This is a genomic window from Lawsonibacter sp. OA9, assembly GCF_022440585.1.
In genome coordinates this window covers 769,809-791,369 of record NZ_JAKNTI010000022.1, presented here as the reverse complement: position 1 = coordinate 791,369, position 21,561 = coordinate 769,809, and the positions used below count along the sequence as shown (strand labels likewise).

The following is a 21,561-nucleotide window of genomic DNA, read 5'->3' as shown; positions in this document are numbered from 1 at the left end:
TTGGGCGTGGAGAGTGAAGATCCCGCGGGAAAGGGCATTTCTCCGCTCTTCCCCCTGACTCTTCACTCTGTCCCAACTCTCAGGGGAACAGCACGCCGGCCACTTCCTTCTCCAGCTTCTCCCGCTGGAGGCGAACCAGTGTCTCAAAGGCGCAGTTTACCTCGATGTCCCCGTCCACCATGATGAAGCCACCCTTGATAGGCCGGGTCTCCTCGCTCAGGGTAAGCAGGCCGGTACCTGTAACCATGGCGGCAGTGGTGTTGACCACCTTGCCCAGGAAGGCTCCTACCTTGGATTCGGTGATCGCTTCGGGCAGTTCGGGGGCCACCCCTTTTACCAGGGCCTCGTTGGCTGCCACCACCACCTGTTTGCCCACCCGACTGCGGTCCTGGGGGGAGAAGATGAGCTGCTCCCGGCCAGTGGAAGACGCCTCCAGGGCCAGCTTGGTCAACAGCGCCACATACTCCTGCTCAGGCATGGTGCACAGCTTCTCCAGGGCCAGGTCAAATGCCTCGGCCAGCACCTCCTGCTTGGCGGCCAGCTCCAGCTTGCGCCGCTCCATCTGGGCGGCGGATTTCAGACGCTCCAGCCGCTCGTCGGCGGTCCGGCGGCCACGGGCCAAAATCTCCTCCCGCTCTCGGTCGGCCTGGGCCTGGGCCTCCTCGCCGATGGAGCGGGCCTTTCGCTCCGTTTCCTCCAGAATGCGGGTCACTTCCGCCTCAGAGTCCTGAATGATCTTGGCCGTGATCTTTTCGATTCCTTCCATATGTTCGTCCCCTCTCGGTGGAAATTAAAGCGGCACGCTCAGGGAGAACAGCATAATCATAGAGCACAACAGGGACAAAATGGCGTAGAACTCCACGATACCGCACAGAATCAGGCCCTTGGACCAGTCATCCGGCTTCTTGGCCAGGATATTGATAGAACCGGCAGCCACGCGGCCCTGGGCGATAGCGGACAGCAGGCCGCCGATCGCCATAGGCATACAGGCGGAGAAAAATTGCAGGCCCAGTTGGACGGACATCGCCTCGCTCACCGCCAGAGCGTTGCCCATAAAGCCCATGCGGATCAGGGCCACAAAGAACACGGCCATGCCGTACAGCCCCTGGGTACCGGGGAGCAGCTGGAGCACCATGACCTTACCGGACTTGCTGGGGTCCTCGCTAAGAAGGCCGGTACCCGCTTCACCGGCGATGCCGGTGCCCTTGGCGGAGCCCACGCAGCTCAATCCCACCGCAAGGCTGGCGCCCAGAAGGGCCAGGGCCAAACCGCCGAAAGATTCCAGAAAACTCATTGTTGTTTCCTCCTTATTCTCATTCTTTGACGATGTGATAGTATTTCGTCTTGAACTCCAGGGGACGGAAGGGTTTACCCCCGTCCTCGTAGTAGTATTTGAAGTACTCCAGACACTGCAGCCGCATATCGTGGACATAGCAGCCCAGCAGATTCAGAGCGAAGTTCAGGGCGTTGCCGATCATAGAGATCAGGATGAAGGTGGGCAGGAAATTGGTGATCGAGCCGAGGGTGTTGAACACCTGGGCCACCACAGCCCCCGCCAGCATCAGGGCCATCAGCCGGGAATAGGACAGGATGTCGCTGAAATAGCCGGTGATATTGTTGTATAGCGACCCGCCGATCCCCACCAGCTTGCCCACTATGCCTTTCTTCCCATAGCCCTGGGTCAACAGCAGCAGGACCACGATGGCAATGGCACAAGCCTTGATCTGTCCGGTGAGGGCGGCCACGCCGGCCAGAAGAAAGACCAGGTACCAGGCTCCCTCGCCGCACAGAGCTTCCATCACAGCCCCCCGCTTGATCTTGCGGTACATGCTAATCCCCATGCCAGTAAAGATCTGAGCCAAGCCCAACACAAGCGAGCCTACCAGTACCGCCAGGGCGTCATCTACCGGGGAGAATAGGGCGGGCAGGGCGAACTGGCCTCCAGTGGTCAGCGCCACCAGCTGTGTGAGGAAGTCGCCAAAGAAGCTTCCCGTCACCGCTCCCCAGATAAAGGTACTCACGCCGCACAGCCCCAGCAGCGGGAACATATGCCGCATCGTCGCCCCTTCGGGCTTTGCCCGCTTCACCACCACCCAGGCAACGGCCATCATCAGCAGGCCATACCCCATGTCCGCCATCATCATCCCGTAAAACAGGATAAAGAAGGGAGCCATCAGGGGGTTGGGGTCCACCGTTCCGTAAGCGGGCAGGGAGTACATATCTGTGACCATGCTCAACGGCCGGGTCAGCCAGTTGTTTTTCAGCTTCACCGGTACATCCGGATACTCCTCCCGCACTGGATCGGCCGCCTCATAGGCACAGGGATATTTCTCCAGGGCTTTTTCCAACTGGGGCCAGTTCTCCTCCGGCACCCAGCCCTCCAGATAGAAGGTCTGGCTGGTATTCAGCAGCCTTCCCCGGGATTCCTCTCTGTCACTCTCCACCTGGGCCAAGTCAGCCAGCTGTTGAAGCTGGGGCCGGAGGTGTCCCATGGAGGCCAGTTTCTCCTCCAGTTGGGCCAACTCTTTGGCCAACTCCTCCAGCTCCCGGTCCAGCCGGACCGTGTTTTCTGCCGCCGTCCCCGTCCAATCCCGCAGATTGGCACGGGACCAGCCCAGAGCCTTCAGCGCCTCTAGGGCGCCCTCCTCCTGACTGGTGTGGCATACTAGAAGGCAGTACCGCAGCTCCCGGTCCGCCGATATCTGAGTCAGCTGAACCAGCTCTCCGGCCCCCTGAACCGCCTGCTCCCCCTCCTCAAAGGGACGATTGGCGGGCAGGGTGCCCAGCTGGATCATAATCTGGTGGGTAGACTGGGTCTCCAGGGGCAGGTCCAGTTCCAGCCAGGGCGCCAAAGCGGCCTTTTGGGCCAGCAGCTTGGACTGCTCGCTGTGGATGGCAGCCATGCGGCGCTCTGCCTCGTTGACCTCTTGGGCCCCATCCAGGGCCTGTCGGGCCCGCCCTTGGTCAAAGAGCTCTCCCTCCTTTAGGTCGGGCCGGGGCTGGAGCAGTTTCCCTTTTTCTGGGGCATACCGCTTCAGCGTGGCCAGAGCTCGCTCCGCCTCTCCCCGCTCCTCCCGGGCCCGCTCCAGCCCACTGGCATCCAGCCGGGACACTTTGTCCCGCAGGTGCTGGAGCAGTTCCCGCCCAGAGGCATCTCCCTCCTCCGAGGGCTCCACCCCGGCCTCGCTGACCTCCACGCATCCCATGCGCTGGAGGGTGCGGAGGATGGTCTCCCGGTCCTCCGCCATGGCGATCAACCGCAGGCGTTTCATTTTCATGATGGCCATCAGCGATTCACAACCTTTTCTACGATTGTGCGGGCGGCCTGGTCCAGCCGGGTCCGAGCTGTCCGCTTCCACTGCTCACAGTCTAATTTGGCCTGTTCCAGTACCTTCTGGGTAGCCTTAGCCGCTTCTTCCTCTGTCTGAACCAGCATCTGACGGGCCTCATTCTCTGCTTCAGTCCGGCTATCCGCCAATAGCCGCTGGGCAGCTCGTTGCGCCACCAGCAGCTTTTGCTTGCTCTCGGCCATGGCCTCCTCCTTGCGGCGGTCGGCCTCCGCCTCGACCTGCGTCACCTTTTGGATGGCTTCCACTGCCATATCCTCACCACCTTTTCATCTTCATCCACGCTTCCTGATGAAATTATGTACCTTTTATTCTATGTGAAATCACTTAGGAATGCAAGCTTTATTTTATCTATCTTTCGTATACCTTTTTTATAATGCGGCATTTTTCGTTTTATTTCACCCTCTATCGCACATCTTTTGCGGGGTATTCCCTCTCTCTTTTGCAATAGTTTACAATTCCGTCATCTTTATTCCTGCATTTTCAGCCCCTCCCCTGAAAGGAAAACAGCCGCCAGCTGCATAACGCAGCCAGCGGCTTCTGTTTATCCCAGTTCCGGCTCCGGGAGCACACCCTGCGCTCCCGCTTCTTTCCCTTCCAGCGCAGATACGATCCGGACGATTCGACCGCCGTCCGCATTTTTGTCCAGTCCTGCCAGATATTCTCCTTCTCCCACTGTCCAAATATTTCCTTCCCATTGGTCGAGGCTGTTGAGATCCAGGCCCGTTCTCTCAAGCAGTTCCCCGTCCGCCACCAAAGAGATCCTGACATCGTATCCCTCTGTCTCCGCGTCAATCTGCTCCAGCAAGGCCAACGCCAAATCAGTCACAGCCTGCCTGTCCCCCGCCGGGCCGTCGGTAATCACATCCAGATTTCCCCGGCTGGGATAGGCCCAGCACTCCAGCACGATCTCGTCAAAGCCCAGGGCAGCCAGTTCCCCACACAGGCCGGCGACATAGGCCTGTCCTTCGGCCTTAGCCGGGTCCAGCCAGCGCAGTCCCAGCTCGTCCCTCCAGTTGCCGTAGCTGGCCCGGAGGGCCACTGCGTTATTTTGATAGGGCAGAGTATTATCCCGGAAACAGCACAGCCTAGCCACCGTGTAGACCTCGCCCTGGTTCCATGCGGTCAGGGCATCGTTGACCGACTGGTCCTGCCCGCTGACTCCGGCAGCTACGGCCAAGGGCTGCTGGGACACCCAGTTCAGCTGGCCCTCCCTGCCCTTCATCTGTAGGATCAGGGCATTAGCTCCGGCCTCCTCCATGCTTCCGACCGCGGTGCCGTCCAGCACGGCGGACAAGGGCAGTTGAAGGGCCGCCGTAAGGGCGCGCTCCGGCTCCTGCTCAGGCTCCTCCCGCCGCTCTGAATCCGAGGGTTGGATCACCACGCTGATGTCTCCAATATCGGGCTCCTCCTTCCCTGGGCGGAGGGCCTGAGGCAGTTGAAACTGAAGGCCCCGGTCCGTCTGGACAATATATTTCTGACCGAAAAATAGTCCCGCCAGCACCAAAATCACCAACACGGTCAGGACGACCGCGATCAATCTCAATATATCGGTCAGCGTTCTGCGGCCACGATAGCCGCCAAAACCGCCCTTTTGTCGGGACATGGAGCCGTCCTCCTCTCGGGGGTAGGTGACATTTATTCCCTTTTGGGGAAAAAATACCCACTTTGTTTCTTATTATAGCAACTTTTTGTTTCTTTGACAACCGGGTTCTTTTTGTTGTTATTTGTCAGGGGGCTGGGCTTGGTCCGCCCTTTTATGCTTTTCGTAAAAAGCCAGGCGGGAGGAGAGACTTTTCTGCCTCTCCTCCCGCTCTTTAGACCGCCATGCCGCCATCCACGCCCAGGACCTGGCCCGTGACAAAGGAAGACTGCTCGGAGGCCAGAAAGAAAATTGCCCGAGCCACCTCCTCCGGATCACCAGTCCGGCAAAGAGGTGTCTGATCTGCCAGAGCATCCATATCCGCCTGGGACAGATGCCGGTTCATATCCGTTTGGATAACACCGGGGGCCACACAGTTGACCCGAATGTTGGAGGGCCCCAGTTCCTTGGCCAGAGCCTTCGTCAAACCGATGACGCCCGCCTTAGCGGCGGAATAGGGTGCCTCACAGGACGCTCCCGTGGTTCCCCACATGGAGGAAATGGTGACAATCGCGCCCTGCCGCCGCCGGACGAAGGAGGGGACGGCCCCCCGTATGGTATAAAAGACGCCGTCCAGATCTATCCCCATCAGGCGCCGCCATTCATCGTCGCTGGTATCCGTGACGAGCTGCTGGGGCAGGGCGATCCCAGCGCCGCACACCAGAGCGTCCAGAGTGGCGAGAGCTTCTTCCGCCCGAGCAGGAAGGGCAGAGGCCTGATCCGGGCAGGCCAGATCCGCGCCCAGGGCTACGGCACAGGTCCCCATCTCCCGCAGCTCCCGCACCAGCTCCAGGGCAAGGTCCTCCCGCTCGTGGTAGTGGACCGCCACCTGCCAGCCCTGTTCTCCAAAGTACCGGGCGGTGGCGGCTCCGATGCCCCGTGAGGCCCCGGTAATCAGCACAGTGTTGGCCATCTGCTCTCCTCCTTGTTCGTTATCCCTCTGTCAGGCTGTTTTTGAAGTTGCCCAGTACCCGGAGATAGGAGGTGGATCGGGACAGTTCCTCCAGGGCCTCCTCCATCCCCGGTCCGGTAAGGGAGCCGGAGAACTCCATGAAAAAAAGGTACTCCCACCGCTTGTCCGGCATGGGTCTGGACTCGATCTTCATCAGGTTGAGCCCGTGGAGCAGGAACACCGTCAAAATACGCTGCAAACTTCCAACCTGGTGGGGGACGGAAAGCAGGACGGCGATCTTGTCCGCTCCGGGGCGCAGTTCCATCACCGGGGAGGTGACTACGAAGCGGGTAGTATTTCCGCTGTTGTGGTTGGTGCCCCGGTACAGGATATCCAGCCCATAGAGCTCCGCCGCCCGTGCCGAGCCGATGGCGGCCTTGGTAATGTCTCCGGTCTGGGCCACATACTGGGCGCTGCCCGCCGTGTCCCCAAAAGGGATCTGTTCCCATTCCGGGTGGCGGGACAGAAAACGGTCGCTCTGGAACAGGCCCTGCTCATGGGAGTAGATCTGGGTAATGGTGTCCAGACTCGCTCCCCTGGGCGCCATCAGACAGTGCTCCACCCTAACGGTGTCCTCCCCTATGATATAGTGCTGATATTGGGTCAGCAGCTCATATACCTGGCGGATAGCGCCGGTGGAGCTGTTCTCGATGGGGAGGACAGCATAGTCCGCTTCCCCCCGATGGACGGCTTCAAAGACATCCTCAAAGCGGGCCAGCCCCTGACAGCGGGCCTCCTTCCCAAAGAAGGTGAGGGCGGCCATCTCGCTGTACGCTCCGGCTACTCCCTGATAGACCACTCTGGGCTGGGATACCGGGCGGCGGGCGGCCTCCATAGCCCGCCTGCACTGGTCGTAGCCGGTACTCCCAGATTCCGGCCCGGCCACCAGTTCCAGGCGCCGGCGGAGCAGCCGCTCTATCTCCCGGTCCAAACGGACCAGTTCTTCTGTCTCTCTCATATCGTTTCCTCTCGTTCCTCACATCGTCAACATCAGTTGAACACGCCCTGCACCAGCACCATATACAGCACCGTCGCCCCAAAAATGGACAGCAGGTCATTCCCCTTCCACAGATGGAGGAGCACTGCCGCGGCGCTGGCCAGCAGGGCGGGGACCCAGCCCGCTGGTGTGGCAAAGGATACTCCCTTCAAACAATATACGATGAGCATGGCGATGACTGCCGGGGGTAACACCCGCCCCAGATAGAGCACCACCTTTGGAGGCTCTCCTCCCCGGTCAAACAGGAGGAAGGGCAGAGCCCTGGTCAAAAAGGTGACCACCGCCATCACCGCGATGGCGGCCAGGGCCTGTCCCGTTGTCATCGTGGTCATCGGGCCCCCTCCTCTCTCACCGCGGCAGGCCTTCTCCGCCCCTGCTCCTCCAGAGTGGGACGGAGAAGCACCAGGACGGCCACCATAATTCCCAAGGCAGGCAGCAGCATCTCCTCCGCCCCCACAGCCAGCAGGCTGACCAGAGTGGCCGCTCCGCCCAGCAGAGCAGGCAGATGGCTGCCGGCGGTCCTCCATTGGCCCACGGCGATGACCAGGAATAGGGCGGTCATGGCAAAATCCACTCCCGTGGTGTCAAAGCCCAGCGCGGCCCCCAACAGAGAGCCGATCACAGAACCCAGCACCCAGTAGCTCTGGTCCATCAGGGCGACAGCAAAGTAGTAATCGTGCTCCTTCACCCCCTGGGGCACCTTGGCCGAACTAAGCAACGCATAGGTCTCATCCGTCAGGGAAAAAATCATATAAAGCTTCCGGCGGCCCATGCCCCGAAATTTCTCCAGCATGGACAGGCCATAGACCAGATGCCGGAAATTGACCATCAGAGTCAGAAAGGCCGTCTGGCCTAGAGTCGCCCCCGTAGCCAACAGGGAAACCCCCAAATACTGCCCAGAGCCTGCGTATATGGTCATGCTCATCAGAATGGCCCAGCCTACGCCATAGCCCTCTGACTGGAGCATCAGCCCGAAGGCCATCCCGATAGCCAGATACCCCATCAACACCGGTACCGTGGCGGGGAAAGCCGCTTTTAACGTTTTTCGGTCCATCGTCGTTAATCCACCTCGTTACGACATACTATCTTAGGTATTTTAACCGTTTTGCCCCATGGGCGCAAGCCCCAGTGTGGCACAAGAAACCTCTATTTTTGCGCCTTAATTTTATGTAAAGATTTACAACATCTCTCTTGATTTTTTCTTTTCTCTTTCTATAATAATACTACTATTAATATTAATCAGGCTGGTCCACCAAGCCCAGGCTGTTTTCCTATAAAATCTGACAGGCAAGGAGGGATCGTTTTGAAGGAAGCTCTCTTGATCTATAACCCCACATCCGGGAAAGGACAGCTGCCCGGCAGTCTTTCTCCGGTCTTAGACGTCTTTACCAAGGCTGGGTGGCTGGTCACTGTCTACCCCACCCAGTGCAAGGGGGACGCTGTCCGAGCCGCCAAAGAGCTGGGTCCCCGTTTCCAACGGGTGGTATGTGCCGGCGGCGATGGCACTTTAAGCGAAACTGTAACCGGGCTGATGGAGTTGTCCGCCCCACCCATGCTGGGATATATTCCTTCCGGCTCCACCAATGACTGCGCTACCACCCTAAATCTCCCCCGCTCCCCGATTAAATCCGCTGCCGTCGCCGCCGGCGAAGGCGAGCCCTTTCACATTGACATTGGAAAACTCAATGGGCAGCCCTTCGTCTATGTGGCCGCCTTCGGCGCGTTTACCCATGTGGCCTACGCCACTCCCCAGGATCTGAAAAACACATTTGGCCATCTGGCCTATGTGGTAGAGGGCATTGTCTCTCTGCCCACCATCTCCCCCTACCATCTTAAAGTAGAATACGATGGTCAGGTTCTGGAGGATGACTTTTACTTCGGCATGGTGCGCAACGCCCTGTCCATCGGCGGCATCAAGCTGCCTCAACAGGACGTAGAGCTGGATGACGGACTGTTCGAGGTAGATCTGGTCAAAAAGCCGGTCAGTCTGGCCGATGTCACCGATGGCTTCCAGACTCTGTTCGCTCAGAATCCGGTGGGGGCCGGCTCCCGCATCCATTTCCAGGCTTCCCAGCTTACCTTTTCCTCTGACCAGCCCATTCCCTGGACCATTGACGGGGAGTATGGCGGCGACCAGCTGGTCAACCAGGTGGTCAACTGCCGTCAGGCTTTGACTGTTATCCGAGGGAAATAAGAAGCTGCCTCCGATTAAAAATCGGAGGCAGCTTCTTACGTTGTCAGCATTTGGAATAAAACGATCATCGGCGGCATAGTGGCGGCACACAATACCGAGGTCACCACGTTTATAGAGGAGGTGTACCGGCTCTCCGCGCTCTTATAGAGCTGGGCCATCTGGGTCAACGTAGCGGCTGCCGGACCTATCGCGCACAGCAGGCTGACCAGTAGGATCTGGCTATGTCCCCAGACCCGCTCTACTCCCCACAATAGAGCCACTACCAGCAATGGCAGAATGATCAACCTTAGGAAAACGACCCGGTATATCCCCCGCGAGGAAAAAGCGGCCTTCAAGTCTGTTTCCGCCAGCAGAACACCCACCACCACCATAGATAGGGGGCCCACACAGCTCCCCATAGAGGAAACAGCGGTACCCAACACATCAGGCAGACGGATATGTAAGAAAAACAGTGCCATGCCCATCAGTATGGCACAGAGGCAGGGGTTTTTCACCACTTTTTTCAGCGTGAGCCGGCCTTCGCCCCCCATAAGCTTCTGCCCATGGGTCCAGACTAAGAATCCCTGAAAGGCCATGTAGGAGCAGGTATAAATGACATATTCCTGCCCCAGCGTATTCAATACAATGGGAATAATCAGGTTTCCGGCGTTGCTGTATATGACCGAGGCCTTTTCTGCTGGGGTAAGCTGGCGCCCAGTCCTATCTAACAGCCAGCAGACAAGCCAAAATATTCCATGTATCAGAACCGCGATGGCCAGCGTCACTAAAAACGCCCCCAGGATATTTGGATCATAGTCTGTCTGAAAAGCATTCACCAAGGTACAGGGCAGGGCAATATAGAGCACCGCCTTGGAGAGCACCCGACTCTGGTCCCCAGTCAGGACCCCCGCTTTGGCGGCCAAAAAGCCAGCGGCGGCCATGAGCACCATGGCCAATATCTGCTCCATCAGCATCAGGCTTAGTTCCATGCTTATCCCATCTCCTCTTTTCCCTGTCCGTTTTATTCTAGGAAGTCTTTTCCCTTCCGTCAAGAGGAAATTCAAGAGGGGCGTTCCGGATATAACGACCGGAACACCCCTCTGTTTTATACATTTATTCCGACTTTAGCGCCTGTGCCAAGTCTATCTCCTGAGCGTCGCCCCACAGCCGCTCCAGGTCATAAAACTTTCGAGCTTCGTCGGTAAACACATGGACCACAACGGATGAGAAATCCATCAGCAGCCAGGTGCCGCCCCGGTGTCCCTCAATGTGGTGGACCTGCTCGCCATTTTTCTCCATGGCCTCCTCACAGGCGTCTGACATCGCTTTCACCTGGGTGCTGGAGGTGGCGGTACACAGCACGAAGTAATCCGCCAGCGTGGTCAGCTCCTCGGTCTTGAGCACCTTGATATCCTGCCCCTTTTTCCCGTCCAGGGCCTTGGCCAGCGCGATGGCCATCTCATAAGAAGTCAATCTTCTTTCCCCTTTCTGCTTATATATTGTTGCTTGAAGCCGCTGCCTCCCCTTCTATGAAGGCCTGATATCCTGGGAGGGCGGCGGTTCCTCCTCCGTCTCCTGACTGGTGGAACCGCTCCCCGGGTCGGGGAGCACGTCGTCCGGGTCGATGGTCACGATGGGCGGCGTATCAGTACCCGTTTCCCCCTCTTCGTCAGGGGGCTGGCCGGTACTGCCATTTCCTCCTTCTCCCTGAGAAGAGTCACCTTCCTGACCGGTCCCTGTTTCCTCACCAGGGTTCTCGGCCCCTCCGCTGGGCTCCTCCACCGGGGGAACATCAGGCGTTTCTTCCTCTTCTGTGGGCTCCTTCTCTTCCTCCTGAGGCTTCTGCGCCACTACAGGCTTGGCCATTCTAGAGTCCAACAGTGTACCGTTGGTCACACCGTAGCCCCCTCCACTCTTCTTATACATCAGCTGAAGGTCGCTGGACTGGATCTCCCCCACATAGGGATTGAGGCCGTCGTTGAGCAAGGGCAGCAGCTCCTTCTCATTGGCCAGCACCAGAGATGCCCCGTCATAGCTGACGCCTGTCCAGGGCAGGGAGACAAACGTCACGTTCTCTTCTACGTTCATCCCAATGGCCAGTTGGGCAAAGGCCAGAATATTACCCACACTTAAATCGGTAGACACGTTTTCAGTGAATATCTGGGCCAGCGTCGGCAGCTTGAGGAGAATATCCGGCTGGAGGCACTCCTTGATCACCGCTGTGAGGAAGTCCCGCTGGATAGCGGTCCGGCCGCTGTCCCCCAGGGCGTGGGTGCCATCGTTGTTCTTGCGGAAGCGGATAACCTCCATGGCGTCCTGGCCGTTCAACAGGCGGTACCCTGCCTCCTGGTGGATGTGCAGGTCCTGGCCAGGGGTTGGGTCGTCATAGTCCATATCAAAGGGCACCTCGAAATAGACTCCGCCAATGGCGTCCACCAGTTCCCCGACAGCCTCCCACTCCACCAGGACATAGAAGTCCGGGTAGATTCCAGTAAGGTGGCTCACCTCCTGCTTCAAGGCGGTCATTCCCTTTTCCACCCGCTCCTTCTCTGGCAGGTCGCTGGACCCCCGATTCCGGGTGTACACCACATTGAGCCGCTTCTGTGCGCCCCTTGTGGCGCTGGTGTTGATCATCGTGTCCCGGAGCAGGCTGATGGCATCGATAGTCTTATTCTTAGTGTCATAGGTTACCAGCAGCATTGTGTCTGTGGAATTGCTCACCTGGTCTAAGCCAGCTACCAGGAAGGTATACACTCCCTCTCTTCGGCCGCTCATGGCCACCTGGGGCAGTTCCGCCCCGTCATAACTCAAATCAGAGGTGTCTCCCTGAGTCTGTCCTCCTGTGGTCTGGCCGGGCAGGTCCGACGTATCGGGCAGCTTGATCCAGGCGCTTAGAATCAGATAGCCCACAATGATCAGGATGGAGAGGAACACCGCGGTCTGTAAGGCGCGGTAGCGGATCTTCTCTCCCCGGCTCATCCCATGGACCCAAGCCCGGTACCGCACCCAATATTCCCCCAAGGAAGCGCGCTCGGTCTGGACCTGTCGTTTTCCGTGTCTTCTGGTGTGTTCGCTCATTCGGTTCCTTCCTCTATCGTTACTCCGTGGGACCTCAGCCAGTCCCGGGCCTTGAACGTCCTGCTGTGGACAGGCAGCTTTCTCTCTTCCATCTCCTGAATGGTAGTCTCCACCCCCAGGAGAAGGGCCTTGTCCAGATCCTGATAGGCCAGCGACCGCAGGCGCTCCACCCCTTCAAAATCCCGGTTGGGCTCTATGTAATCAGCCACATACAGGATCTTTTCCAGTGTCGTCATGTTTTCCTTGGCTGTCGTATGCCAGAAGATGGCCGAGTACACCTCATCAGGTTCCCCAAAAACCGCCTTGGCGATACACGCCCCGGTCTTGGAGTGAAGCAGTTTGACCGCTGACCGCTCCAGCTCGTCCAGCGCGACCCCGTATTTCTCACACAGGGCCAACTGCTCCTCCAGGTTTAAATACTTGGTGCAGTCATGTAAGATGCCTGCCCGTCGGGCCAGCGTCTGGTCGGCCCCCCAGCGCCGTGCCAGACGGACCGCCTCCTCCTCAGTGCCGCGGATGTGGGCCACCCGCTTCTGTCGGACCATGGAGCAGGAGCAGGCCCGCAGCTCTGGAATGTCCAGATGTTTCAGGTCGGCGTGGGTACCATAGAGCCCATTCATCAGAATGTGCCCATAGACAGCGGGGAGTAGGTACTCTCTCCCCTCCCCCTGGCCCAGCAGCTTCCGCAGGCGGGTGGAGGAGATGTCAACCAGACCGGGCAGAGTGATGGTGGTCACTTTTGCGCCATATCTCTCACAGAGGAAGTCCCGCTGTGGGGCAAAGAGCTCCTCCCCGTCCTGTTCAGTACGGCCAAAGGCGCACACCCCGGCCAGTCTCAAAATGGAATCGGGATCATGCCACAGGTGGAGCGTCAGGAACATATCCGTTCCCATGAGCAGCCACAGCTCCGCCTCCGGATACTGACGATGGAGCTCCTCCAGCGTGTCAGAGGTGTAGCTCTTGCCCTCCCGCTCCAGCTCCAGTGTGGACACCTGGACCACCTTGGGCCGCAGCAGCGCGTCCGCCATTTTCTCCGCCATGGACAGACGGTGCTCCGGCGGGGGCGTACCCTCGGGCAGGACCTTGTGGGGCGGGATCGCCGCCGGGATCAGCAGCAGCCGGTCCAGGCCAAGCACCTCAATGGCCGTCTTTGCCGCGGCCAGGTGTCCCAGATGGGGGGGATTGAAGGTCCCGCCGTAGATTCCGATCTTCATGCCAGACACCTCTCTTACTTTTATCAGGGTGGACGGCCCCAAAAAGGGGCAGCCCCGCTTTGTCAAATTGGGCCGAAGGATGGGGCTGAAGCTCGGCCCACAGCCCATCGCCGCCCAGAACACGCCAAGCGTCAGCGGCTGGCAGGAATAAAATTGATTACCTCTGTTTCTTGTCCGTCACCAGCACGATTCTGTCCTTTTTCTCTTTATTATGGCTTGGACGATAGAGAACAAATTTTGTTCCGATGACCTGGACGACCTCGCTCCGGGTCAGGGGGGCCAACTGCTCGGCTGCCTCCCGGGGGGAGAGCATTGAGTTTTCCAGCACACGGCCCTTGATAAGCTCCCGGGCCTCCAGGGCGTCGTTGGCCTGCTTCACCAGGTTGTCCCCAATGCCGTCCTTGCCCACGATGAGGATGGTATCGATGCCGTTGGCCAGCCCCCGCAGCTGGGCCCGCTGCTTGCTTGTCAGTTCTGCCATATTATGTTATGATCTCCTATCTTTTGATTTCTGTCATTTGGACAGGTACTCCTTCAGTTTGACCTGAAATGCCTCCAGCGCCTTTCCCCGGTGGGAGATGGCATTCTTCTCCTCGGCGGTAAGCTGGGCGAAGGTCTTTTTCAGCGTGGGAACGAAAAACACCGGATCATAGCCGAAGCCGCCCTCCCCCATGGGGGCGAAGGCGATGGTGCCGGGGCACTCTCCCCGTGCGGAAATCACATCTCCGTTGGGGAAACAGCAGGTGATGACGCTGACAAAGCGAGCTGTCCGGGGCATCTGCCCCCTCATGTTCTCCAACAGCAGGCGGTATCGCTGAATGTCGTCCAGTCCCTCGCCCCCATAACGGGCAGAGTACACGCCGGGCGCTCCACCCAGCGCATCCACACACAGGCCGGAGTCGTCGGCGATGGCGGGCAGGCCGCTGGCCTCCATAACAGCCCTGGCCTTGAGCAGAGAGTTCTCCTCAAAGGTAGTTCCAGTCTCCTCCACCTCCACATCCACCCCCGCCTCAGCCTCGGAGCAGACCTCGATTCCAAGCTGGGACAGGATATCGTTCATCTCCACCAGCTTCTTTTTATTTTTGCTGGCCAGCACCAGTTTCATGTCCTTCCCTCCCGTCTTTTATAGACCCAATATCTCTTTTTGAAGGGCCTGGAGCCGCAGGATACCCTTCTCACACAGCTCCACCAGCTGCCGCTGCTCATCCAGGGTAAAGGGACGCTCCTCCCCAGTTCCCTGGATCTCGATGAGGCGGCCCTGGTCGTCCATAACGCAGTTCAGATCCACCATAGCGGAGGAATCCTCTTCATAGCACAGATCCAGCAGGGGCACATCATCCACGATACCGGCGGACACGGCGGCCACATAGCCGCTGACGGGGTACTCCGCCAGTTGACCGGCCTCTACCATTTTTCGGAAGGCCAGCATCATAGCCACAAAGCCCCCAGTAATGGAGGCGGTGCGGGTACCCCCATCCCCCTGGAGCACGTCGCAGTCAATGGTGATGTTCCAGGGGCCCAGCTTTTTCATGTCCACTACCGAGCGCAGGGCCCGGCCGATGAGCCGCTGGATCTCGGCGGAGCGGCCGTTCAGCTTCAGCTTGGAGATGTCCCGGCGGGACCGCTCCCGGTTGGCACGGGGGAGCATGGAGTATTCGGCGGTCACCCATCCCTCCCCCTCGGGGACGTGGCGGGGCGGCCGGTCCTCCACGCTGGCGGTGCACAGCACATGGGTGTTGCCGCAGCGGATGAGGCAGGAACCCTCGGCAAATTTGTTGATATTATGGATGATCTCCACCGGGCGGAGCTCATCGTTTTTTCTTCCGTCGATTCGGGACATGGTAATTTCTTCCTCTCACGTTTTTTCTTTATTGTACCACAGGTCAGGCCAGAAATGTTTGGATAGTGTGTAAATTGATCTCTTAAATTTTCTCAATCCACCAGCCAAAACAGGACGGCGGTAAGCAGCACGGCGCCCAGCACGCCCAGTCCAATCAGATTCTCCCAGCTCTGCTTGGGCGTGACCCCCTCGCCCCACAGGCACATATCTTTCCAGGTGAACCCATCACGCTTCCACGCGGCGATAAACCCAAACCCAAACAACGCGCCAAACAGGCTCCAGTTAAACTCCATCTTCCCGCCCCCCAGTATCTGGCTCCTATCTCAAATCAGTGCCTGGGCAAAGTCTGCGGCGTTAAAGGGCTTCAAGTCGTCTACACTCTCGCCCACACCGGCGTACTTGACCGGCACGCCCAGCTCCCTGGCGATGGCGATGGCGATGCCCCCCTTGGCGGTGCCGTCCAGCTTGGTGAGGACGATGCCCGTGATACCGGCGGCCTCCTGAAACTGCTTGGCCTGAATCAGACCGTTCTGACCGGTGGTGGCATCCAGCACCAGCAAAGTCTCTCGGGCGCATCCGGGCAGCTCCCGGTCAATGACCCGGGAAATCTTGTTCAGTTCGTTCATCAGGTTCTGCTTGTTGTGCAGCCGCCCGGCGGTGTCCACAAGCACCACGTCGCTCTTCCTGGCCTTGGCGGCGCTCATAGCGTCAAAGACTACGGCGGCGGGGTCGGCCCCCTCGTGCTGCTTGATGATATCCACCCCAGCCCGGTCGGACCAGATGGTCAGCTGCTCGGCGGCGGCGGCCCGGAAGGTATCCGCGGCGCAGAAGAGGACCTTCTTTCCCTCCTTTCGGAGCTGATGGCCGATCTTGCCGATGGTGGTAGTCTTACCCACCCCATTCACTCCAATAAACAGTACCACAGAGGGGGTGGTGGAGAGGTCCAGAGCCGCACCCCCGGTGTTCATGGCCTCAGCGATGATCTGGACCATGGCGGAGCGGGCCTCCTCCATGGTCTTGATCCGCTCCTCCCGCACCCGGCGGCGCAGCGCCTCCACCAGCTCCAAGGTCACGTCCATCCCAGTATCGGCCAGGATGAGGGACTCCTCCAGCTCGTCGTAGAAGTCGTCCGTCAGCTCCGAGCCGAAGCTGGCAAAAATGTTGATTTTTTTCAGTTTATCAAAAAAGCCCATGGGCAATTCGTTCCTTTCTTAAAACAGCTTGTCATTCTCTTCTCCGCAGAAGGGGCACTTGCAGCTGTCCAGGTCATAGCGGCCTCCGCACCTGGAACATTTCACCTGGGCTATGGATTGTCCGGCCACCCGCTTGTCCTGGTCCTTTTCTCCCCGGTAAAATTCTAGTTTCCCGCAGTCCGGGCAGCAGTAAACATCCACATCCAGCCCCCTGCTGGGCTGATAATGCATACCTCCCCACTGTAAACCAATTTGGCCCATAAACAGGTGTTCCCTCTTGATGCGGCTCATGCTCCGGCCGCATCGCAGGCACTTCAGCTTTCTCATATCACCGCTCTATCTTCTCCCCGCACCAGGGACAGAACTGCCCCCAACGGAAGCTGTCGTGGAGCGTTTCACCGCAGAACGGGCAGAAGACTGGGGCGTCTGTTTCTATCTGCTCTGTCACCCCCTGACTCTGCGCCTGGTCCGGATTCAGCCGCTCCGGTGGGACCGCCGCCCCCAGCCAGGCGAATATCAGCTTGACAGCGATAAACAGCACTATAATCAAGACGATACCGCCCACAATGGGTATCCAGGTATTTTTCTGATTGTCGTTTTCTTTCACGGTATACCTCCGTAATATCCTCCCCTGCCCTATCAGTTAGAGCATAGATCGACCGCCAATAGGCCATCGGGGCCACAGCTTCAGCCCTTCCAACTGAACTCCATCTTGAGGTCATGGGCCATTATCTGATCTTCAGTTCCTTTTCCACATCATTCAGGTTGATGGTCAGCATCCTCGACACTCCCTGCTCCTGCATGGTGACGCCGTAGAGCACGTCGGCCTCCTCCATGGTGCCACGGCGGTGGGTGATGACGATGAACTGAGTGCGCTCGGCCATGGAGCGCATATAGCGGGCAAACCGTACCACATTGTTGTCGTCCAGAGCGGCCTCAATCTCGTCCATCACCACAAAGGGGGTGGGCCGGACCTTCAAAATGGCAAAGTACAGGGCGATGGCCACAAAGGCCTTCTCCCCGCCGGACAGCAGGGTGATGATCTTCAGCGCCTTACCAGGGGGCTGAACCTTAATCTCGATGCCGCAGTTGAGGATATCCTCCGGGTCCTCCAGCTCCAGGGTGGCCTTACCCCCGCCAAAAAGCTCCAGGAAGGTCTGGCCGAATGCCTCGTTGATGGTCTTAAACTCCCGTTCGAAGATGGTCTTCATCTCGCCAGTAATATTGGCGATAATCTCCTCCAGTTCCCTTTTCGCCCGGTCCACGTCGTCCCGCTGGTCTGTGAGATAGGTATACCGTTCATTGACCCGCTGGAACTCCTCGATGGCGCCTACATTGACGTTCCCCAAGCCGGAAATGGCCCGCTTCAGCTCTCCAATGCGGCGGCTGGCCCTGGGAACAGACTCAATCTCCACCCGCTGCTGGCGGGCGGCCTCGTGGGACAGCTCATAGTTCTCCCACAGCTTGTCCAGAAGCTGCTTCTCCTCCATGGAGGCGGAAACCTTCTTCTGCTCCAGGCGGGACACTTCTCCCTCCAGACGGAGCAGCTCCTCGTTTTTGCTCTGGCTCTCCCGGGTGGCCTTGATACGCTCCCCCTCCAGCTCCAGCTTCTCCTGGTTCAGGCGGTCGATGGCGTCGGTCCGGCTCTGGTTCTCCAGGCGGAGGGAAGTCAGAGTCTCCTCCTTCTGGGCGATCTCCTGGGCAAAGCCCTGGTTTTTCTCCTCATAGTCCGCCATCAGGGCCCGGCCCTGGTCCCGGTCCCCGGCCATGGATGCCTTCAGGCGCTCCAGCTCCTCCAGACCAGAGCGGGTGGCCTCCCGCTCCGCCTCCAGAGCGGCCTGGGCGGCAGTGAGCTGGGCCACCTCCTGGGCGATGCGGGCAGTACGCTCCTGCAGGTCGGTCTGCCCCTTGGCCTTGCCCTCGGCCTCGCTCTTTAGGGCGGCGGTCTCCCCCTCCAGCTCCTGGATGCGGACACGGGCCGCCGCGGTGTCTGTTTCAATCTGGACAGAGCGGTTCTTCAAGCCCTCCAGCTCACTCTCCTGGCTCTCTCGTTGGCGCTCCAGCTCGGAGACCACGCTGCGGGCATGGGACAGCTCTCCCTCCGCCTTCAAAATAGCGTCCTCCCACTGACGCAGCTGGCTCTGGGCGGCCTCCAGCTCATAGGCGGCGGCAGTTTGCTCCCGCTCCGCCTCTGCCAGTGCCTTGGCCCCATCGGCTACCCGTGCCCGGATGTCAGCCAGCTGTTGGTTCAGCCGCTCCAGCTCGTTGGCCCTGCTCAAGATACCGGCGCTTCGGCTGGCGGAGCCGCCCGTCATAGAGCCGCCGGGGTTGAGCACCTGGCCGTCCAGGGTGACGATACGAAATTTATAGCCGTATTTTCGGGCCGCGGCGATAGCGGCGTTCAGATCCTCCATGACCGCCACCCGTCCCAGCAGGTTGGAAAATACATTTTGATATTTGGGGTCGAAGCGGACCAACTGGTCCCCCACTCCCACGAAGCCGGGCTCTTTGCTCAGGCTCGCTCCCTCCCGGAGCTCTCCCGGTCGGATGGAGCTGATGGGCAGGATGGTGGCCCGGCCCCCATCTCTCCGCGTTAAGTAGTTGATGACGGCCTTGCCGTCCTCCTCCCGGTCCACCACGATGTTCTGCATGGCCCCGCCCAGGGCGGTCTCAATGGCCACGGTATATCGGTCGGGCACCTTCAGCAGGTCGGCCACCGGACCGTGGATATTCTTCAGCGCCCCCCGCTGGGCTTCTCCCATCACCAGCTTGACCGCCTTGGAGTAGCCCTCATGCATCTGTTCCATCTCTGTGAGCAGCTTGATCCGGGAGGTGAGGGCGCTCTCCTCCATCTGGAGCTTCATGTGGGCGTCCTTCGCGCCCTCGGCCTTTTTCCGGCGGGCCTCCATCCGCAGTTGATAGCCGTTGATGACGTTTTGGACCCCGTTCCGCTCCTCCACCGCGTCATCATATCTGCGCTTGGCGGAGCGCACTTCCTTCTGTCCCTCCTCCAGGCGTTCCTCCAGCTCATTGGCCTCCCGGCGGACGGTCTCATCCCGGTCCAGCACCTCCTGGGCCGCGGCGGCCAGGGCGGACAGCAGAGCCTTGGCCTCGGCAGCGCCGGCGGTGCCCAGGTCAGCCCGGTTCCGCAGCTCCTCCAGCTCCCGGGCCAGAGTGCCCGCCGAGCGAGCGGTCTCCTCCGCCTCCTGACCCTTGACCTTCAGATCTGACTGGGTTCGGGCCAACTGGCCCTCGATCTCCTCCAGCCTCTCCCGGCGCTGCTCGATCTGGGCGGACAGGGAGCCCTCCCGGCCCTCCTGCTGCTCCAGATCGGCCTTCAACCGGGCGGCGGACTCCAGGTTGTGCTGGATGCTGCTCTTCAGTACGGCGATGGCCGACTCCAGCTCGTTGGCCTGGGCCTCCCGGCCCTGCATCTCAAAGCGGAGGCGGTCCGCCTCCACGTCCTTCTCCCGCATCTGGGCCGAATAGGTCTCGGCGGCGGCATAGGCTTTCTCCTGGGCCGTTCTAGCCTCCTCCCGCTGGCGGGCGGTCTCCTGATAGTCAGCCTCCAGCTTGATATTGCTGGCCCGAATACGTTCCAATGTGTCCAGCCACACGGAGATCTCCAGCCCCCGCAGCTCATCCCGCAGGACCAGATACTTCTTGGCCTTCTCGCTCTGTTCCCGGAGCGGCTCCACCTGAAGCTCCAGCTCCGATATCTTGTCGTTGATGCGCACCAGGTTCTCGTCCGTCCGCTCTAGGCGGCGCTCGGCCTCCTCCTTCCGGTGGCGGTAGCGGGAGATGCCGGCCGCCTCCTCAAAGACCTCCCGGCGGTCAGCGGATTTGACAGACAGAATCTCGTCGATCTTACCCTGACCGATGATGGAGTAGCCCTCCCGGCCCAGACCCGTGTCCATGAACAGCTCGTTGACATCCTTCAATCGGACGGAGCGGCGGTTGATGTAATACTCGCTCTCCCCGGAGCGGTAGTACCGCCGGGTGACCATCACCTCGGACTCCTCCATGTCGAAAATGTGTGAGGTGTTGTCCAGCACTAGAGACACCTCGGCATATCCCGTCTGCTTGCGCTTGGCGGTACCGCCGAAGATGACGTCCTCCATCTTGCCTCCCCGTAGGGCCCGTGTGGACTGCTCCCCCATGACCCAGCGGATGGCGTCGGAGATATTGGATTTGCCCGAACCATTGGGGCCCACGATGGCGGTGATATCCTCACCGAAGGTGAGCACGGTCTTGTCGGGAAAGGACTTGAAGCCCTGGATCTCAAGCGCTTTTAAGTACAAAAAGGCCACCTCATATCTTTCGAAGGCGGGACCGCTCCCATCCTTCCTAAGCTCCGAAAAAGGGACAGACCAATAGATGTTATATTATAGCAAAATCCGCACTAGATTGCAACGCCATTTCCAGGTCCGGCGGGCCTCTCCGGGCCTCATTCGCCCAGAGCCGTTTTTTCTGTATTTTAGGGAAATCTTAATCTTTCCTTCAGCGGGATTTAGAACTATTCTGGTAAGATAGGGCCAGAAAAGAAACAAAGGAGGGCTCTGTCATGGAGGAGCGCGCCATCCATATTCTGCTGACCCGGTCAGGCACCTGGTTCTCCCGGCTGATCCACTTGGCCACCCAGGACGACTATACCCACGCCTCGATTGGGCTGGATGGGCCCGCTGGACCCTTTTACAGCTTTGCCAGAAAATACGAACACTTTGCCCTCCCCGCCGGACTGGTGGAGGAGCAGGTCACCGGCCGCCGGCGGGCAGTACCCTGCTGCCTCTATGAGCTGAGGGTGAGCCAGGACACCTACATAGCCCTCCGCCGCCAGCTTCAGGCCATGTACGCCCAGCGGGAGGAGTACCATTACAGTGTGCTTGGGGCGTTCGCCTGCTATTTTAACCTGTCCCTCCAGCGGCGGCACCACTTTTTCTGCTCCCAGTTTGTGGCTGGGCTTCTGGCGGATTGCGGGGCGGTGGAACTGCCCAAGCCACCCACCCTGCTCCGGCCCGCCGACTTCTGCTCCCTCAAGGGGCTCCGGCCCGTCCACCGGGGCCTGTTGGAGGGCATTCTGGTCCAGCCCGCCCTGTAAAAAAGAACGGCAAAAGAGCGGGGACCG

24 protein-coding genes are annotated in these 21,561 nt (G+C 59.5%); 3 read left to right on the top strand and 21 right to left on the bottom strand.

Annotated elements, in window-relative coordinates; genetic code table 11:
• Positions 1 to 79: 79 nt before the first annotated feature.
• The 9 genes from MCG44_RS04860 to MCG44_RS04820 form a co-directional block, all read right to left on the bottom strand.
• Positions 80 to 766 (bottom strand): V-type ATP synthase subunit E, encoded by a 687-nt coding sequence (locus tag MCG44_RS04860; protein ID WP_240287103.1) that lies wholly within the window; start codon positions 764 to 766, stop codon positions 80 to 82.
• A gap of 24 nt (positions 767 to 790) precedes the next feature.
• Positions 791 to 1,294: a V-type ATP synthase subunit K gene (locus tag MCG44_RS04855; RefSeq protein WP_147570704.1), complete on the bottom strand. Its 504-nt coding sequence runs from the start codon at positions 1,292 to 1,294 to the stop codon at positions 791 to 793.
• Between the two features lie 19 nt (positions 1,295 to 1,313).
• Positions 1,314 to 3,287: a V-type ATP synthase subunit I gene (locus tag MCG44_RS04850; RefSeq protein ID WP_240287102.1), complete on the bottom strand. Its 1,974-nt coding sequence runs from the start codon at positions 3,285 to 3,287 to the stop codon at positions 1,314 to 1,316.
• Positions 3,287 to 3,601 (bottom strand): hypothetical protein, encoded by a 315-nt coding sequence (locus MCG44_RS04845; RefSeq protein WP_186852731.1) that lies wholly within the window; start codon positions 3,599 to 3,601, stop codon positions 3,287 to 3,289. The genes MCG44_RS04850 and MCG44_RS04845 overlap by 1 nt, the downstream gene beginning before the upstream one ends.
• Positions 3,602 to 3,891: 290 nt before the next feature.
• Entirely contained in the window at positions 3,892 to 4,953 is a 1,062-nt protein-coding gene (locus MCG44_RS04840) for a putative glycoside hydrolase (RefSeq protein WP_240287100.1), read from the bottom strand.
• A 211-nt stretch (positions 4,954 to 5,164) separates the two neighbouring features.
• The gene (gene ymfI, locus MCG44_RS04835; protein ID WP_240287098.1) at positions 5,165 to 5,902 is read right to left on the bottom strand and encodes an elongation factor P 5-aminopentanone reductase; all 738 of its coding nucleotides are present in this window, start codon (positions 5,900 to 5,902) and stop codon (positions 5,165 to 5,167) included.
• A 19-nt stretch (positions 5,903 to 5,921) separates the two neighbouring features.
• Positions 5,922 to 6,899, bottom strand: a complete 978-nt coding sequence (locus MCG44_RS04830) for a prephenate dehydratase (protein ID WP_240287095.1) — start codon at positions 6,897 to 6,899, stop codon at positions 5,922 to 5,924.
• A gap of 32 nt (positions 6,900 to 6,931) precedes the next feature.
• Positions 6,932 to 7,270: a branched-chain amino acid transporter permease gene (locus tag MCG44_RS04825; RefSeq protein ID WP_240287093.1), complete on the bottom strand. Its 339-nt coding sequence runs from the start codon at positions 7,268 to 7,270 to the stop codon at positions 6,932 to 6,934.
• The gene (locus MCG44_RS04820) at positions 7,267 to 7,992 is read right to left on the bottom strand and encodes an AzlC family ABC transporter permease (protein ID WP_240287091.1); all 726 of its coding nucleotides are present in this window, start codon (positions 7,990 to 7,992) and stop codon (positions 7,267 to 7,269) included. The genes MCG44_RS04825 and MCG44_RS04820 overlap by 4 nt, the downstream gene beginning before the upstream one ends.
• Positions 7,993 to 8,241: 249 nt before the next feature.
• Between MCG44_RS04820 and MCG44_RS04815 the strand changes: the two genes are divergently transcribed.
• Complete coding sequence (locus MCG44_RS04815) at positions 8,242 to 9,132, top strand: diacylglycerol/lipid kinase family protein (protein ID WP_240287089.1); 891 nt, start codon at positions 8,242 to 8,244, stop codon at positions 9,130 to 9,132.
• A gap of 35 nt (positions 9,133 to 9,167) precedes the next feature.
• On the opposite strand, the gene MCG44_RS04810 is transcribed toward MCG44_RS04815, so the two are convergent.
• The 4 genes from MCG44_RS04810 to nadD all read right to left on the bottom strand — a co-directional run bounded on the left by MCG44_RS04810 (position 9,168) and on the right by nadD (position 13,403).
• Entirely contained in the window at positions 9,168 to 10,100 is a 933-nt protein-coding gene (locus MCG44_RS04810) for an AEC family transporter (RefSeq protein WP_186852735.1), read from the bottom strand.
• A gap of 124 nt (positions 10,101 to 10,224) precedes the next feature.
• Entirely contained in the window at positions 10,225 to 10,584 is a 360-nt protein-coding gene (rsfS, locus tag MCG44_RS04805) for a ribosome silencing factor (protein WP_147570713.1), read from the bottom strand.
• Positions 10,585 to 10,638: 54 nt separating this feature from the next.
• Positions 10,639 to 12,189, bottom strand: a complete 1,551-nt coding sequence (locus MCG44_RS04800) for an LCP family protein (protein WP_240287087.1) — start codon at positions 12,187 to 12,189, stop codon at positions 10,639 to 10,641.
• Complete coding sequence (nadD, locus tag MCG44_RS04795; RefSeq protein WP_147570715.1) at positions 12,186 to 13,403, bottom strand: nicotinate (nicotinamide) nucleotide adenylyltransferase; 1,218 nt, start codon at positions 13,401 to 13,403, stop codon at positions 12,186 to 12,188. Before nadD ends, MCG44_RS04800 begins: the two co-directional genes overlap by 4 nt.
• Here nadD and MCG44_RS04790 point away from each other — a divergent pair.
• Positions 13,402 to 13,554 (top strand): hypothetical protein, encoded by a 153-nt coding sequence (locus MCG44_RS04790; RefSeq protein WP_240287085.1) that lies wholly within the window; start codon positions 13,402 to 13,404, stop codon positions 13,552 to 13,554. The two genes, nadD and MCG44_RS04790, sit on opposite strands and share 2 nt — an antisense overlap.
• Positions 13,555 to 13,560: 6 nt before the next feature.
• Here the strand turns inward: MCG44_RS04790 and MCG44_RS04785 are convergent, their stop codons facing one another.
• From MCG44_RS04785 to smc, 8 genes are all read right to left on the bottom strand, one after another.
• Positions 13,561 to 13,884, bottom strand: coding sequence for a YhbY family RNA-binding protein (locus MCG44_RS04785; RefSeq protein WP_186852739.1), 324 nt, complete (start codon positions 13,882 to 13,884; stop codon positions 13,561 to 13,563).
• Between the two features lie 33 nt (positions 13,885 to 13,917).
• Positions 13,918 to 14,508, bottom strand: a complete 591-nt coding sequence (locus MCG44_RS04780; protein WP_147570717.1) for an XTP/dITP diphosphatase — start codon at positions 14,506 to 14,508, stop codon at positions 13,918 to 13,920.
• 18 nt (positions 14,509 to 14,526) lie between these two features.
• Positions 14,527 to 15,243, bottom strand: a complete 717-nt coding sequence (gene rph, locus MCG44_RS04775; protein ID WP_240287083.1) for a ribonuclease PH — start codon at positions 15,241 to 15,243, stop codon at positions 14,527 to 14,529.
• A 92-nt stretch (positions 15,244 to 15,335) separates the two neighbouring features.
• A complete protein-coding gene (locus MCG44_RS04770) occupies positions 15,336 to 15,536 on the bottom strand; it encodes a hypothetical protein (RefSeq protein WP_240287081.1) in 201 nt (66 codons plus the stop codon).
• Between the two features lie 30 nt (positions 15,537 to 15,566).
• Positions 15,567 to 16,436: a signal recognition particle-docking protein FtsY gene (gene ftsY / locus MCG44_RS04765; protein ID WP_240287079.1), complete on the bottom strand. Its 870-nt coding sequence runs from the start codon at positions 16,434 to 16,436 to the stop codon at positions 15,567 to 15,569.
• Between the two features lie 18 nt (positions 16,437 to 16,454).
• Positions 16,455 to 16,763, bottom strand: coding sequence for a hypothetical protein (locus tag MCG44_RS04760; RefSeq protein ID WP_147570721.1), 309 nt, complete (start codon positions 16,761 to 16,763; stop codon positions 16,455 to 16,457).
• Position 16,764: 1 nt separating this feature from the next.
• On the bottom strand, positions 16,765 to 17,043 hold the full coding sequence (locus tag MCG44_RS04755; protein WP_240287077.1) for a hypothetical protein: 279 nt from the start codon (positions 17,041 to 17,043) through the stop codon (positions 16,765 to 16,767).
• A gap of 121 nt (positions 17,044 to 17,164) precedes the next feature.
• Positions 17,165 to 20,746 carry a chromosome segregation protein SMC gene (gene smc, locus MCG44_RS04750; RefSeq protein WP_240287075.1) on the bottom strand — a complete coding sequence of 1,194 codons (3,582 nt, stop codon included), beginning with the start codon at positions 20,744 to 20,746 and terminating at the stop codon, positions 17,165 to 17,167.
• 254 nt (positions 20,747 to 21,000) lie between these two features.
• Here smc and MCG44_RS04745 point away from each other — a divergent pair, with 254 nt between their 5' ends.
• A complete protein-coding gene (locus MCG44_RS04745) occupies positions 21,001 to 21,534 on the top strand; it encodes a hypothetical protein (RefSeq protein WP_147570724.1) in 534 nt (177 codons plus the stop codon).
• The last annotated feature ends 27 nt before the right edge of the window (positions 21,535 to 21,561 follow it).